This is a genomic window from Aquabacterium sp. (assembly GCF_036279675.1).
GTDB lineage: Bacteria > Pseudomonadota > Gammaproteobacteria > Burkholderiales > Burkholderiaceae_C > Aquabacterium.
In genome coordinates, this window is record NZ_DASUIS010000128.1 from 41,010 (window position 1) to 55,188 (window position 14,179).

The 14,179-nt window shown below is 61.2% G+C and carries 14 protein-coding genes; 12 read left to right on the forward strand and 2 right to left on the reverse strand.

From position 1 onward, the window contains the following. Nucleotides 1-99: 99 nt before the first annotated feature. Together VFW93_RS14945 and VFW93_RS14950 are read right to left on the reverse strand one after the other, a co-directional pair. Nucleotides 100-336 (reverse strand): YdcH family protein, encoded by a 237-nt coding sequence (locus VFW93_RS14945; protein WP_329694761.1) that lies wholly within the window; start codon nucleotides 334-336, stop codon nucleotides 100-102. Nucleotides 337-423: 87 nt separating this feature from the next. Continuing rightward, nucleotides 424-1,683, reverse strand: coding sequence for a patatin-like phospholipase family protein (locus VFW93_RS14950; RefSeq protein WP_329694762.1), 1,260 nt, complete (start codon nucleotides 1,681-1,683; stop codon nucleotides 424-426). 177 nt (nucleotides 1,684-1,860) lie between these two features. Here VFW93_RS14950 and recA point away from each other — a divergent pair, with 177 nt between their 5' ends. The 12 genes from recA (at nucleotide 1,861) to tkt (ending at nucleotide 14,080) form a co-directional block, all read left to right on the forward strand. Next, on the forward strand, nucleotides 1,861-2,910 hold the full coding sequence (gene recA / locus VFW93_RS14955) for a recombinase RecA (RefSeq protein ID WP_329694763.1): 1,050 nt from the start codon (nucleotides 1,861-1,863) through the stop codon (nucleotides 2,908-2,910). Further along, a complete protein-coding gene (gene recX / locus VFW93_RS14960) occupies nucleotides 2,897-3,379 on the forward strand; it encodes a recombination regulator RecX (RefSeq protein ID WP_329694764.1) in 483 nt (160 codons plus the stop codon). Before recA ends, recX begins: the two co-directional genes overlap by 14 nt. A gap of 177 nt (nucleotides 3,380-3,556) precedes the next feature. Further along, entirely contained in the window at nucleotides 3,557-4,717 is a 1,161-nt protein-coding gene (sucC, locus tag VFW93_RS14965) for an ADP-forming succinate--CoA ligase subunit beta (protein WP_329694765.1), read from the forward strand. 29 nt (nucleotides 4,718-4,746) lie between these two features. Further along, nucleotides 4,747-5,640, forward strand: a complete 894-nt coding sequence (gene sucD / locus VFW93_RS14970; protein ID WP_290676169.1) for a succinate--CoA ligase subunit alpha — start codon at nucleotides 4,747-4,749, stop codon at nucleotides 5,638-5,640. Nucleotides 5,641-5,736: 96 nt separating this feature from the next. Then, nucleotides 5,737-6,441 carry a TerC family protein gene (locus VFW93_RS14975; protein ID WP_329694766.1) on the forward strand — a complete coding sequence of 235 codons (705 nt, stop codon included), beginning with the start codon at nucleotides 5,737-5,739 and terminating at the stop codon, nucleotides 6,439-6,441. A 4-nt stretch (nucleotides 6,442-6,445) separates the two neighbouring features. Continuing rightward, nucleotides 6,446-7,990: a serine/threonine-protein kinase gene (locus VFW93_RS14980; protein ID WP_329694767.1), complete on the forward strand. Its 1,545-nt coding sequence runs from the start codon at nucleotides 6,446-6,448 to the stop codon at nucleotides 7,988-7,990. A 44-nt stretch (nucleotides 7,991-8,034) separates the two neighbouring features. Then, entirely contained in the window at nucleotides 8,035-8,820 is a 786-nt protein-coding gene (locus VFW93_RS14985) for a Stp1/IreP family PP2C-type Ser/Thr phosphatase (RefSeq protein WP_329694768.1), read from the forward strand. Nucleotides 8,821-8,869: 49 nt separating this feature from the next. Continuing rightward, a complete protein-coding gene (locus VFW93_RS14990) occupies nucleotides 8,870-9,589 on the forward strand; it encodes an FHA domain-containing protein (RefSeq protein WP_329694769.1) in 720 nt (239 codons plus the stop codon). Nucleotides 9,590-9,619: 30 nt separating this feature from the next. Beyond that, a complete protein-coding gene (locus VFW93_RS14995) occupies nucleotides 9,620-10,435 on the forward strand; it encodes a 3',5'-cyclic-nucleotide phosphodiesterase (RefSeq protein ID WP_329694770.1) in 816 nt (271 codons plus the stop codon). Between the two features lie 232 nt (nucleotides 10,436-10,667). Next, on the forward strand, nucleotides 10,668-11,174 hold the full coding sequence (locus VFW93_RS15000) for a pilin (RefSeq protein ID WP_329694771.1): 507 nt from the start codon (nucleotides 10,668-10,670) through the stop codon (nucleotides 11,172-11,174). 68 nt (nucleotides 11,175-11,242) lie between these two features. Continuing rightward, complete coding sequence (locus VFW93_RS15005) at nucleotides 11,243-12,004, forward strand: pilus assembly protein (protein ID WP_329694772.1); 762 nt, start codon at nucleotides 11,243-11,245, stop codon at nucleotides 12,002-12,004. Between the two features lie 96 nt (nucleotides 12,005-12,100). After that, complete coding sequence (gene tkt, locus VFW93_RS15010) at nucleotides 12,101-14,080, forward strand: transketolase (protein WP_329694773.1); 1,980 nt, start codon at nucleotides 12,101-12,103, stop codon at nucleotides 14,078-14,080. Nucleotides 14,081-14,179: the final 99 nt, after the last annotated feature.

Consider the following 14,179-nt stretch of genomic DNA (forward strand, 5'->3'; position numbering starts at 1 on the left):
TGGAAAGGGCGCGGTGCTTGTGGCACCGTGCCCCGAGGCGCTGTCGATCTACCCGATCAGGTAGCGTGCAGCGATTGCCTTAAACCTTGCAGCCTGACTTCAGGCCTTCAGCATATTGTAGAGCTCGTCCTTGAGCGAAACGCGCTGCTGCTTCTTTTGTTCCAGTTCGATGCTGGAGCCATGCTCCACGCCGGTTTCGAGTCGAACAATGGCTTTGTCCAGATCTTCGTACTCACGTTCCAGCTTGGCGAAATGCGTGTTCGATGTCTTCAGCGAGTGGATCTTGTCCTTGTACTCGGGGAAGTCCTTGGCCAGCGGGTGGTGATCTTGAATCATTCGTATGTCCTCTCGTTCTCAATCCGTCTGCGTTTATCGCGACGACCTCATCTTGGGGTTGGTACGAGGTCGAAGCCTTGCGGTAGATCAAGCCTTGTGCCCGGGCGTGAGGAAGACGCTGTCGATGTCGAAGGTGCTGCTGTGGCCGACCTGTGCCTTGTGCGCCGTCAGCCAGTCGTGCGCAGCGCGGTGCCCCAGGTGATGCAGTTCCTGCAGGAAGGCCCAGTCCGTGTTGAACTTGCTGGAGGCGTTGTAGGGCAACATGCCCTTGTCGTCGGCCACCATGTGCATGTGGATGTTCTTGTAGCGACCCAGTTCCAGCTTTTCTTCCTTGAGCAGCTTCTTGACGAAGGAGATGGCCCGCATCTCGCCGATCAGGCTGGCGTTGAAGGTGATTTCGCTGAGCCGGTCAATGATGTCGATGCTGCGCGTGGGGTTGTCGTCGCGTCTCAGCGGGGTCAGGCGCACCAGCAGGACGTCACTGAGATCGGTGTTGTAGATCAGCGGGTAGAGCGCGGGGTTACCGGTGTAGCCGCCATCCCAGTAAGGCTCGCCATCGATCTCGACGGCCTGGAACACGAAGGGCAGGCAGGCCGACGCCATCAGGGCATCCAGTGACAGCTCTTCAGCTGTGAAGACGCGTGCCTGCCCCGTGTGCACGGACGTGGCCGTGACAAACAGGGGCACACCGCAATGCTGGCAGCCGGTGTGCAACGCGTCCACGTCCACATGGCGGCGCAGCACGTCTTTCAAAGGGTTCAGGTTGAGCGGGTTGAACTCGTAAGGACTGAACGAGCGCATGAACAGGTTGAGCCACTGGTAGGCGGGGAACTGATCGAAGTTGAACTGGTTCTTGATCAGCCCGTTGGACTGGATGGTCAGGGGTGAAAACAAGGGGCCGTGCTGGCTGACGTCGCGCCAGAAGTCGTGCAGACCCTTCTGCGCCTGCTTGCGCGCATGCGCCTCGCTGCCCTGCGCGAAGCCCTTCACATAGCCGGACAGCAGGACGGCGCCATTGAGTGCGCCAGCGCTGGTGCCCGAGAGCCCGGCGAAATCCAGGCCATCGTCGTCCAGCAGGCGGTCCAGCACGCCCCATGTGAAGGCACCGTGCGAGCCGCCGCCCTGCAGCGCCAGGTTGACGCGGGGGCGACCGTTGCGAGCGCTTGCCGCAGTCCTGGAATCCGATTTGCCGGCCTGGGGTCTGGCCTTGCTGGCCACCTTGGCGGCTGCCTGAGGCTGGCTGCTTGAACCCGCTTTGGCCGTGGACTTTCTGGCCGGGCGCGCGGTGGTCTGGCTGGCGCGGGCCGATGGCGCTTTTTTTCTACTGGCGGGATGCTGACTCGTCATGGTTACAGTCTAGTCGCAATTGCTGCGCTGCAGCAAAAGACTGTGTGTGGGTATGCCGCATCCCCCGCAGGCGGGATCAAAAATTTTCGCAAAGGTACTGTACAAACATCCAGGCTTTGCCATAATGGCGCTCAAATTCAACAACCCGCATCCACGGAAACATACGGAGTCACGCACATGGAAGTCACCAACAAGTCCGCCCTCAGCGCAGAAAAAGCCAAGGCCCTGCAGGCAGCGCTGGCCCAGATCGAAAAGCAATTCGGCAAGGGTTCCATCATGCGCCTGGGCGAAGGTGAAGTGGCCGAAGACATCCAGGTCGTCTCTACCGGTTCCCTGGGGCTGGACATCGCCCTGGGCGTCGGTGGTCTGCCCCGTGGCCGTGTGGTTGAAATCTATGGCCCTGAATCCTCTGGCAAGACCACGCTGACGCTGCAGGTCATCTCCGAGATGCAGAAGCAAGGTGGTGTGTGCGCCTTCATCGATGCCGAGCACGCCCTGGATGCCCAGTACGCCCAGAAGCTGGGCGTGAACCTGCAGGACCTGTTGATCTCCCAGCCCGACACCGGTGAGCAAGCTCTCGAAATCGTGGATGCGCTGGTGCGCTCCGGCTCGGTCGATCTGATCGTGGTGGACTCGGTTGCTGCCCTGACCCCCAAGGCCGAACTGGAAGGCGAAATGGGCGATGCCTTGCCCGGCCTGCAGGCCCGCCTGATGAGCCAGGCCCTGCGCAAGCTGACGGCCACCATCAAGAAGACCAACTGCATGGTCATCTTCATCAACCAGATCCGCATGAAGATCGGCGTGATGTTTGGCAGCCCTGAAACCACCACGGGCGGCAATGCGCTGAAGTTCTACGCATCCGTGCGCCTGGATATCCGCCGCATCGGCTCGATCAAGAAGGGCGATGAAATCATCGGCAACGAGACCAAGGTCAAGGTTGTCAAGAACAAGGTGTCGCCTCCGTTCAAGACTGCTGAATTCGACATCCTCTACGGCGAAGGCATCAGCCGCGAAGGTGAAATCATCGATCTGGGCGTGGTTGCCAAGATCGTCGACAAGTCCGGTGCCTGGTACGCCTACAACGGTGAAAAGATCGGTCAGGGCAAGGACAACGCCCGCGAATTCCTGCGCGAGAACCCCGAACTGGCCCACGAGATCGAAAACAAGATCCGTGAATCGCTGGACATCGCCCTGCTGCCGGCCGCTGCAGCCGATGCTGGCGAATAACAAGCCACCCAGGCCAGGCGTTCCTGGCCTGTCGCTCAAGGGCCGGGCGCTGAAGTACCTGGCTGCCCGTGAGCATTCCCGGGTCGAGCTGCGGCGCAAGCTGGCGCCGCACGCTGAATCAGCTGAGCAGATCGAGCAGGCACTGGACGAGCTCGAAGCCCGCGGCTTGCTGTCGGCCCAGCGTTTTGCCGATTCCATGCTTCATCGCAAGGCTGCCAAATTCGGCGCCGCGCGCCTGCAAGCCGAACTGGCGCAACACCAGTTGCCACCCGATATCGCCCGTGAGGCCGCTCAGGCCTTGCGCGAAACCGAGTTCGAGCGCGCCCACGCCCTTTGGGTGCGTCGCTACGGTGAAATCCCTGAGACGCCCGAAGACAAGGCTCGTCAGATGCGCTTTCTCGCTGGGCGCGGATTCTCCGGCGAGGTCATTCGCCGCGTCGTTCGTGGCGAAGGTTTCACACATTCCTGATCTTCGCGCCGGTCTTGTCATCAAGCCTTTTTGTGTTCAAGGCCTGCGGTGCTATGCTGGTTGCTGCACTGCAAACAAGTCATCCTTGTGCGCGGACGCTTCCCGTCAAAACCCGATCGGTTCTGGCGGTTATTGTCATGTTCGGTAAGAACGCAAAACCTTCCTGCGAGTTCCCCCATGAAGATTCATGAGTACCAAGGCAAAGAGATCCTGAGCCGATTCGGTGTGCCAGTCCCACGAGGAATCCCGGCATTTTCTGTTGACGAAGCGGTCGCTGCCGCGCAGAAACTGGGTGGCCCCGTCTGGGTCGTCAAGGCCCAGATTCATGCGGGCGGTCGCGGCAAGGGCGGTGGCGTGAAAGTCGCCAAGTCCATCGAGGACGTCAAGCGTCTGGCTGGCGAGATCCTGGGCATGCAGCTCAAGACCCACCAGACCGGCCCGGAGGGCCAGAAGGTCAACCGTCTCTATATTGAAGACGGCGCTGACATTCAAAAGGAATACTACGTGTCCGTGGTCACCGACCGCGGCACCCAGAAAGTCGCCTTCATCGCATCGAGCGAAGGCGGGATGGACATCGAAGAAGTCGCCCACAGCACGCCCGAGAAGATCATCAAGGTCTTCGTCGATCCGCTGGCTGGCCTGACAGATGCCCAAGCCAAGGAAATCGCCGACGGCATCGGCATGCCGGCTGATTCGACCGCACAGGCCACCGACATCTTCAAGAAGCTCTACCAGTGCTACATGGAGACCGACGCCTCCCTGGTCGAGATCAACCCCCTGAACCGCGACAGCAAGGGCAATGTCATCGCCCTGGACGCCAAGTTCAACTTCGACGCCAACGCGCTGTTCCGCCACCCCGAAATCGTGGCCTACCGCGATCTGGACGAAGAAGATCCCGCTGAAATCGAAGCCTCCAAGTTCGATCTGGCCTACATCCAGCTCGACGGCAACATCGGTTGCCTGGTGAACGGCGCCGGCCTGGCCATGGCCACGATGGACACCATCAAGCTGTTCGGCGGCGAGCCCGCCAACTTCCTGGACGTCGGCGGTGGCGCCACGGCCGAGAAGGTCACCGAAGCGTTCAAGATCATGCTGAAGAACCCGGATGTCAAGGGCATCCTGGTGAACATCTTCGGCGGCATCATGAAGTGCGACACCATCGCCGATGGCGTCATCACCGCCTGCAAGGCGGTGAACCTGAACGTGCCTCTGGTGGTCCGCATGAAGGGCACCAACGAAGACCTGGGCAAGAAGATGCTGGCCGACTCCGGCCTGCCCATCATTGCCGCAGACTCCATGGCCGAAGCAGCGACCAAAATCGTTGCTGCCGTGAAGTGACCTTGGCCCACGTCTTCTAGGAATCCATCATGAGCATTTTCATCAATAAAGACACCAAGGTCATCACCCAAGGCATCACGGGCAAGACCGGTCAGTTCCATACCCTCGGTTGTCAGGCTTACGCCAACGGCAAGAACGCTTTCGTGGCGGGCGTGAACCCCAAGAAGGCCGGCGAGAAGTTCTCCGACATCCCCATCTTCGCCTCCGTCAAGGACGCGGCCAAGGAAACCGGCGCCACCGTGTCGGTGATCTATGTGCCGCCCGCCGGTGCGGCTGACGCCATCTGGGAGGCCGTCGAGGCTGATCTGGATCTGGTCATCGCCATCACAGAAGGCATCCCTGTGCGCGACATGCTGATGGTGCGCAACAAGATGAAGGCCAAGGAAGCGGCCGGTGGCAAGAAGACCTTGCTGCTGGGCCCCAACTGCCCTGGTTTGATCACGCCAGAAGAAATCAAGATCGGCATCATGCCTGGTCACATCCACCGCAAGGGCCGCATTGGCGTGGTGTCACGTTCGGGCACGCTGACCTATGAAGCCGTGGCGCAACTGACCGAACTGGGCCTGGGTCAATCCAGCGCCGTGGGTATCGGTGGCGACCCGATCAACGGCCTCAAGCACATCGACGTGATGCGTGCCTTCAATGACGATCCGGACACGGATGCCGTCATCATGATCGGTGAAATCGGTGGTCCGGACGAGGCTGAAGCCGCGCAGTGGTGCAAGGCCAATATGAAGAAGCCCATCGTTGGCTTCATCGCTGGCGTCACCGCGCCTCCGGGCAAGCGCATGGGCCACGCCGGCGCGCTGATCTCGGGTGGTGCCGACACGGCCGACGCCAAGCTCGCCATCATGGAAGAGTGCGGCTTCAAGGTCACGCGCAACCCATCCGAGATGGGCCGCATCCTGAAGTCGCTTATCTGACAATCTTGCAGAGTATGTGCATTCCTGGGTGACACGTCCGGGAATGCAGGTCAATCAGCCCCTACACTCAGGGGCTGATTCTTTTTTTGAAGTGACATGGAAGCATTGATGCACCCGGAGTTCTGGCTCGCTGTTGGCCAGATCGTGATGATCGACATCCTGCTCGGCGGGGACAACGCCGTGGTGATCGCCCTGGCGTGCCGCAATTTGCCGCCTGAATTGCGCACCAAGGGCATCATCTGGGGCACGGCGGGCGCCATCGCCCTGCGTGTGGTGCTGATCTTCTTTGCCATGTCGCTGCTCAAGCTGCCTTACCTGAAGCTGGTAGGTGCCGTGTTGCTGCTGTGGATCGGCATCAAGCTGTTGGTGCCGGAAGACGACGACCATGGCAATCTGCAAGCCAGCGACAGGCTGATGGGTGCCATCAAGACCATCATCGTGGCCGACTTTGTCATGAGCGTGGACAACGTCATCGGCATCGCCGGCGCGGCACAAGGCGCTGGTCACGAAGGGCATCAGATGCCGCTGGTGATCTTTGGCCTGCTGGTCAGCATTCCCATCATCGTGTGGGGCAGCACGGTCGTACTCAAGCTGATGGATCGCTTCCCGCTCATCATCACAGCGGGTGGCATGTTGCTGGGCTGGATTGCCGGTACGCTGGCTGTGGCCGATCCGGTGGTGGCGCCGCATGTGCCGACCCAGGAGTCCATTCGCTACTTTGCCGGCGCGCTGGGTGCCTTGCTGGTGCTCGCCGTTGGCAGTGTGCTGGCCAGAAGGGCTGCCGCAGAGGCCGAGGCCTGATCGCATGCACCTGACCGCCCTGACGCTGATCATCGTCCTGCTGGTTGTGACCGGCGTGGGCCTGGTCTTGTGGCTGGTGCGTCAACGCAGGCAGGTGCCGCTGGCCAGGAACGGCTTCGTGCACACGCGCCCCATTTTCGAAGATACGGACCCTGTCACCGGCAGGCAGCCAGGCGGCGCGCCCGCCGGCAGCCACGAGCGCGTGCTGCCAGACGATGATGCCGGCCCGGAGACCGTCCTGTCCTACCTGGACGTGCCGCAGAACTCGTCTTTTCACTCGCAGTTCTCCAACAGCATGCCCTCGCTGTTTCCGGAGGATTTCGCCTCCAGCACCATGCCGCAGGCCTTGATGAATGTGTCGCCCCAGACGCCGGGCGAGCAGGTGGGCGTACAGCGCATCCAGCGTGCCTTGCAGGCCCTGGGTGATGGTCCGGTCGATCAGGCCTGGCAGACCATGCAGGGCTTTTTCCCCGAGGCGAGCAACCGCCACGCGACGCTGGAAACCCTGGAGCGCATCGCGGTGGCCTTCGAACGCGACGCGCGCTACGACTGCGCCCGAGACGTCTACGAGCACATTGCCGACATCGATCCCAACTGGCATCAGGTCAAGTTGCGCCTGATGCGCGCCCGTGGTCTGGCTCAAGTTGCCACGGCCAACACCTGGGGGACCCTGCCAGCGCGGCCGGTGCCGCAGGTCTCTCAAGGGCAAATGGGCAAGTACCTGGTCGAAAAGCAGATCGGCAAGGGCGCCATGGGGGCGGTTTATCTGGGGTTCGATCCCGCCACCGATCGCAAGGTGGCGCTCAAGACCATGGCCCTGGCTCAGGAGTTCAGCGGTGCCGAACTGGCCGAAGCCCGCAACCGCTTCCTGCGTGAGGCAGAGATGGCGGGGCGCCTGCAGCATCCGGACATCGTCAGCATCCTGGATGCGGGCGAGCAGGGCGGCGTGGCCTACATCGCCATGGAACTGATCGACGGCACGGACATGAGCCAGTATGCGCAGCCTGACAAGTTGCTGCCGTTGCAGCAGTTGTTGCCCATCATGGCGCGCGTGGCCGACGCCCTGGCTTACGCCCACACCCGAGGTGTGACTCACCGCGACATCAAGCCGGCCAACATCATGGTGGATGTGGCCACGGGCACCGTGAAGGTGATGGATTTCGGCGTGGCGCGCGTGGCCGATGCCACCCGTACGCGCACGGGGGTGGTTCTGGGGACGCCGACGTTCATGTCGCCCGAGCAGTTGTCGGGTCAGACCATAGACGGGCGCAGCGACCTGTACTCCCTGGGCGTCAGCCTGTTCCAGTTGCTGACCGGGCAGTTGCCTTATCGCAACGATTCCATGGCGGCTCTGATGCGCGCCATTGGTCGTGAAACCGCCCCCAATGTGTGCAGCATCCGGCCTGATCTGCCGCCCGCGCTGGGCGACATCGTGGCGCTGGCGCTGGAAAAACACCCTGGCACGCGCTATGCCTCTGGCCAGCAGATGGCCGAAGACTTGCGTGCAGTGGCACAGTCCCTCCAGAAAGTGGATGTGGACCTCGCCTGAAATCCCTGATCTGTCTCCCATGAAAACGCAGCGACAATCCCGCCATGGACTTTGAGTTCTTTAGTCATACCGACACTGGGCGGGTGCGAACCAACAATGAAGACTCCATCGCCCTGGATGAGAGTTGCGGCGTCGCCGTGCTCGCTGATGGCATGGGGGGTTATGCGGCGGGCGAAGTGGCCAGCGGCATGGCCTGTGATTTCATCAAGAGCGAACTGGGGCGCTGGCTTCATGAGGCCTCGTCGAACGCCAGCGACGGTGATGTCAAGCGCGCGATGGATATCTGCGTGGACAACGCCAACCGGGCGATTTTTGGCGCAGCCAATTCCAATCCGACCTATGCCGGCATGGGGACGACCCTGGTTCTGGCGGTTTTCCGGTCAGGTCGCCTGTTAATGGGACATATTGGTGATTCGCGCGGCTACCGCTGGCGCGACGGTCAGCTTCAACAGATCACAAAAGACCATTCGTTACTGCAAGAACAGATCGATGCTGGCATCCTGACGCCTGAGCAGGCCCAGTACGCCGCCAACAAGAACCTGGTGACCCGGGCCTTGGGCGTGGAAGATCTGGTCCTGATGGAAACGCATCTGCACGACATCCAGTCTGGTGATATCTACCTGATGTGCTCTGATGGCCTGTCCGATATGCTGCGTGATCAGCAGATCGCCGATGTCATGTCGGCCCACACCAGCTTGCCCGAGATGGGCGAGGCGCTGGTGGCGGCGGCCAATGAAGCCGGCGGTCGGGATAATATTGCCGTGGTGCTGGTGCGTGCACAGGGAGTAGCCGATCCGGCGCCGAGGTCCTGGTGGCCCTTCAAGCGTTGAGCGGCTTTAATTAAACGCCAATTAGAGATCAATACCCGAGAGGTTCCGAATGGGAAAACTGGTCGTCTCGCTAGACGGGGTCGTCATCAAGGAAGTCCAAATTACCAAGGACAAAACCTCGCTTGGGCGCCGTCCATATAACGATATCGTGATCGACAACCTGGCTGTCAGCGGCGAACACGCCGTGCTGCAACTGGTTGGCAACGATGTCTTCATCGAAGACCTCAACAGCACCAACGGCACCTATATCAATGGCAAGGCAGTCAAGAAACAACTGCTGCAGCACAACGATACGGTCGAGATCGGCAAGTACAAGATCAAGTACCTGGTCGAAGAAGGCTCCGATTACGAAAAGACGATGATCATGCGCCCGGGCACTCCCCTGGCCACGGCGATGTCGTCGGCGCAGGGCGCGGGCGGCAGTGGTCTGTCGACGCCGGCCCAGGCTTTTGGCAGCACGATGGGTGCCGCCACGCTGGGTTCCGGTTTCGGGGGGCTGAGCCCCCAGTCGCCGGCATCGATCAAGGTGCTCAACGGTGCCGCGGCCGGTCGTGAAGTGGCGCTGACCAAGGTGGTGACCACTGTCGGCAAGCCCGGCGTGCAGGTGGCTTCCATCACCAAGCGCCCTGGTGGTTATGTGTTTGCCCACGTGGAAGGCGGCGCTCGCCCTACAGTCAACGGCAACCCCGTGGCGGCCGAGCCCGTGCACCTCAAGAACGGTGACGTGATCGAACTGGCCGGTACGCAAATGCAATTTGTGCAGGCCTGATCCCGTGGGCTGCCAGCAAGGAGCCCGTGCATGATCCGCGTTCTGGGCTGTTCCGGATCGATCGCGGCACGTTGCCACACCACGGCCTTTCTGCTGGATGACGACATCCTGCTGGATGCGGGCAGCGGTGTGGGTGAGCTGCGCCTGGATGAACTGGCGCGCATCGACCACATCCTGCTGAGCCACAGCCACCTCGATCACATCCTCAGCATCCCGCTTCTGGCCGACAGCGTCATGAAGTTGCGTGCGGGTCCAAATGGCAGCATGGCCGAGTTGCGGCCCATCCACGTGCATGCGCTGCCAGCCACGATCGACGCGATGCGCCAGCACATCTTCAACGGTGTGATCTGGCCTGATTTCACGCGCCTGCCCAGTGCGCACAACCCGATCCTCGTGCTGCATGAAATCGAGGTGGGGCAAGCGCTGTCCTTCCCGGCGCGAGGCGGGATGGCTGATCGCCGTATCCACGTCTTGCCAGCGGCGCACACCGTGCCGGGGGTTGGTTTTGGTGTCGAAACGCCGATGGGGTGGTGGGTCTTCTCGGGTGACACAGGTCCCAATCCGGCCTTGTGGCAGGCGTTGAGTGGTCAGCGCATTGCGCAGCTGATCATCGAGACGGCGTTCGGCAACGAAGAGGCGCACCTGGCCCATATCAGTGGCCACCTGTCGCCGCAAAGCCTGGCCAAGGAGCTGGCGCAACTCGATGGCGAGGTCAGCGTCTTCATCACCCACCCGAAGCCAGGTGAGGTGCCTTCGGTGCTGGCGCAGATCCGTGCGCTGGATACGCAGCACCGTATCGAGCCGCTGCGCGAAGGCCAGCGCTTCAACGTGCCCGTTGAGGACTGACAAAAATTGTCATCACCCTTAAGGGGGTGACAATTTTGGGCGCTACAGCAGACACAAGGTCGACCAAAGTGGTCCTGCTTTGGGTCCGGCCTAGGGGAAACTGCCAACTAAATCACGTTTTTTCAGGTCCTGAAAGCTGGCACGCTGTCTGCCTTATAGAACACGTGGCCCCCGGTAGGGTGGGGTCGTTCAAGGCAAGTTTCTTAGCGGGTCGAGGCCCAAGGAGTTAATCATGCGAGTGATGAAGCAAGTGCAAAAGGGTTTCACCCTGATCGAACTGATGATCGTCGTGGCCATCATCGGTATTCTGGCTGCGGTGGCGCTGCCAGCGTATCAGGACTATACGGTCCGTGCCCGTGTGACGGAAGGTCTGGGATTGGCCGAGGTGGCCAAGCACTCTGTGGCAGAGGCGTTCCAATCCTCGGGTGCTGTGCCTGCAAATAACGCGGCAGCTGGTTATAACGGCGCAACGACGAAGTATGTGACTTCTGTGGTTGTGGTCGATGGCGTCATCACGGTGACCTACAACACGGCTGCTGGTGGTATTCCTGAACTTGCCGGTGCCAACACCATTTTGCTGACGCCTTTCGTTGCCAATGCGGTTATGGCCGCTGGCGCAACAGGCGCCGTGGATTGGGCTTGTACCTCCGCAACTCGTGCTACTGCCACCACCCGTGGGTATGGCGCTGCTGGTCTCGGTACCGTTCCTGCTCGATTCGCCCCCAATGAGTGCCGTTAATTTGGTGCAGGTGTGAATATAAAAGGGGGCTTCGGCCCCCTTTTTTGTGTTTCTTCATCTTGATAAGCATGCCGTTTAAAAGACGTTTCAGGGCATTTGGTGTTCATGCACTATTTAGTGTGGCCGTGTCCGCTGTGGCTGCGCTATTGGTTTTCTACTGGTGGTTTCCTGGTGTTTATCGCGACATGTGTGGCGGTTGGCAGTTGTTCCTTCTGTTGACGTCGGTGGACGTCGTTGCCGGCCCAGTGTTGACCTTCATTGCCATGTCGGAGGGCAAGTCGCGAAGGCACCTGATGCTTGATCTGTCTGCCATTGTGCTGCTTCAGTTGATGGCGTTGGCGTATGGCATATATGCGGTTTCCATGGCGCGGCCCGTGGTCCTGGCGGCTGAGAACGGCCTGTTTCGAATCGTCACCGCACGCGACCTGAAGTCCGATGAGCTGTCTCAGGCTCCGGAGGCTTTTCGCGAGTTGTCATGGCGCGGCCCCGTGACGGTAGGCGTCAGGGCGTCACGTAACGCGGATGAAATGGCGAAGTCCATCGACTGGGCACTACGTGGCTACGATGCGGGCACGCGACCAAGTTACTGGCAGGCCTACAGTGCTGATCGAGCCCGCGTACTGGCGCAGTCCTTGCCATTGGCGGAGATCGCATCGAAATCTGCTTGGCACAAGGCTGCTGTGGAGTTGGCTGTTGGAGAGCTGGGTGTGACGGCAGATGGGCTGCGAGCTACGCCTGTCGTTTCTCGTCAGACTGGTTGGTATGTCCTGCTGGATGCTCAATCTGCCGAAGTTAAAGGATTTGCCCGACTGGATGAGGACGTCAAATGAGGCTGCGCAAACCAGCGCGCAATTCATCAACAGGTGGATAAGGGTGCGTCCCGGGCTAAAATCCTGGATTCCCGCGACCCCACAACCTCCACCAACATGTCCAACTCCACCAAGAACATCACAGCCATGGCCAATGCCATCCGTGCCCTTGCCATGGATGCTGTCCAGCAAGCCAATTCCGGTCACCCTGGCGCCCCGATGGGCATGGCCGATATGGCAGTGGCGTTGTGGAGTCGCCATCTGCGTCACCATCCTGCGCAGCCTCAGTGGGCTGACCGCGACCGCTTCGTGCTGTCGAACGGTCATGCGTCGATGCTGATCTATTCGCTGCTGCATCTCTCGGGCTATGACCTGTCGATCGACGATCTGAAGGCCTTCCGCCAGATGCACAGCAAGACGCCCGGCCACCCCGAAGTGGGCATCACCGCCGGCGTTGAAACCACCACTGGCCCGCTGGGGCAGGGCATCACCAATGCCGTGGGCTTTGCCCTGGCCGAGAAGATGCTGGCTGCCGAGTTCAACCGCGAAGGCCACAACATCGTCAACCACCATACCTATGTGTTCATGGGTGACGGTTGCCTGATGGAGGGCATCAGCCATGAAGCCGCCGCCCTGGCTGGCGCCTGGAAGCTCAACAAGCTGATCGCGCTGTACGACGACAATGGCATCTCGATCGACGGTCAGGTGGCGCCCTGGTTCATCGATGACACGCCCAAGCGCTTCGAGGCCTATGGCTGGAACGTGATCGGCCCGGTGGACGGCCACGATGTGGACGCCGTGGACGGTGCCATCGAAAAGGCCAAGATGAGCGCCGACAAGCCCACGCTGATCGTGTGCAAGACGGCCATCGGCCACGGTTCGCCCAACCGCGCCAACACGGCCAAGGCCCATGGCGAACCCCTGGGTGGCGATGAAATCAAGCTGACCCGTGAAAACCTGGGTTGGTCGCACGACGCTTTCGTGATCCCCGAAGAGGTCTATGGCGACTGGAATGCCAAGGCCGACGGCGAGTTGCTGGTCAATGACTGGAACACGCGTTTCGACGCCTACAAGGCTGCCTTCCCCGAACTGGCGGCCGAGTTCACGCGCCGCATGGCCGGTGACCTGCCTGCCAACTTCGCCGAGATCTGCGTGCAGGCCGTGGCTTCCGCCCACGACAAGGCCGAGACCGTGGCCAGCCGCAAGGCCAGCCAGATTGCCCTGGAGTTCTTCACCGCTGGCGTGCCCGAAATGCTGGGCGGCTCGGCCGACCTGACCGGCTCCAACCTGACCAACACCAAGAGCACACCGGCCTTCCGCGTGGACGATGAAGGCGCCATGGTCCTGACCGACGGCAAGCCCGGCCGCCACATCAACTACGGCGTGCGCGAGTTCGGCATGGCCGCGATCATGAATGGTGTGGCCCTGCACGGTGGCTACATCCCCTACGCCGGCACCTTCCTGACTTTCTCGGACTACAGCCGCAACGCCATCCGCATGGCCGCGCTGATGAAGCAGCGCGTGATTCATGTGTTCACGCACGATTCCATCGGTCTGGGCGAAGACGGCCCGACCCACCAGTCGGTCGAGCACGCGGCCAGCCTGCGTCTGATCCCCGGTCTGGACGTGTGGCGTCCTGCCGATACGACGGAAACCGCCGTGGCCTGGTCCATCGCGCTGGCCAACAAGAACCGCCCCTCGGCGCTGTTGCTGTCGCGTCAGAACCTGCCCTACGCACCCAAGCAGGATGCGGATGTCATCACGCAAGGCGCGTATGTTTTGGCTGAACCCTCAGAAGTGGGGTTGAAGAAAAAGCCGGTCGCCGTGATCATCGCGACCGGTTCCGAAGTGCAATTGGCGCTGCATGCCCAGGCCGAGCTGGCCAAGCTGGCCATCCCCGTGCGCGTGGTCTCCATGCCCTCGACCACCGTGTTCGATCGTCAATCGGTCGAGTACAAGAAGTCGGTTCTGCCTGCCAACCTGCCGCGCATCGCGGTCGAGGCCGGCGTGACGGACGGCTGGTGGAAGTACGGATGCGCCGCCGTGGTGGGCATCGACACCTATGGCGAATCTGCGCCTGCTGGCGTGCTGTTCTAGCACTTAGGCTTCACCACCGAGAACGTGGTGGCGACGGTTCGCAAGGTGCTGCAGCTCAAGAAGTAAGCACATCACACACAACTCAGGCACAAGTTTTTC

Coding starts and splice junctions, on each gene's coding strand:
- VFW93_RS14945 (WP_329694761.1), bottom strand. CDS start 336: ATGATTCAAGATCACCACCCGCTGGCCAAGGACTTCCCCGAGTACAAG.
- VFW93_RS14950 (WP_329694762.1), bottom strand. CDS start 1,683: ATGACGAGTCAGCATCCCGCCAGTAGAAAAAAAGCGCCATCGGCCCGC.
- recA (WP_329694763.1), top strand. CDS start 1,861: ATGGAAGTCACCAACAAGTCCGCCCTCAGCGCAGAAAAAGCCAAGGCC.
- recX (WP_329694764.1), top strand. CDS start 2,897: ATGCTGGCGAATAACAAGCCACCCAGGCCAGGCGTTCCTGGCCTGTCG.
- sucC (WP_329694765.1), top strand. CDS start 3,557: ATGAAGATTCATGAGTACCAAGGCAAAGAGATCCTGAGCCGATTCGGT.
- sucD (WP_290676169.1), top strand. CDS start 4,747: ATGAGCATTTTCATCAATAAAGACACCAAGGTCATCACCCAAGGCATC.
- VFW93_RS14975 (WP_329694766.1), top strand. CDS start 5,737: ATGGAAGCATTGATGCACCCGGAGTTCTGGCTCGCTGTTGGCCAGATC.
- VFW93_RS14980 (WP_329694767.1), top strand. CDS start 6,446: ATGCACCTGACCGCCCTGACGCTGATCATCGTCCTGCTGGTTGTGACC.
- VFW93_RS14985 (WP_329694768.1), top strand. CDS start 8,035: ATGGACTTTGAGTTCTTTAGTCATACCGACACTGGGCGGGTGCGAACC.
- VFW93_RS14990 (WP_329694769.1), top strand. CDS start 8,870: ATGGGAAAACTGGTCGTCTCGCTAGACGGGGTCGTCATCAAGGAAGTC.
- VFW93_RS14995 (WP_329694770.1), top strand. CDS start 9,620: ATGATCCGCGTTCTGGGCTGTTCCGGATCGATCGCGGCACGTTGCCAC.
- VFW93_RS15000 (WP_329694771.1), top strand. CDS start 10,668: ATGCGAGTGATGAAGCAAGTGCAAAAGGGTTTCACCCTGATCGAACTG.
- VFW93_RS15005 (WP_329694772.1), top strand. CDS start 11,243: ATGCCGTTTAAAAGACGTTTCAGGGCATTTGGTGTTCATGCACTATTT.
- tkt (WP_329694773.1), top strand. CDS start 12,101: ATGTCCAACTCCACCAAGAACATCACAGCCATGGCCAATGCCATCCGT.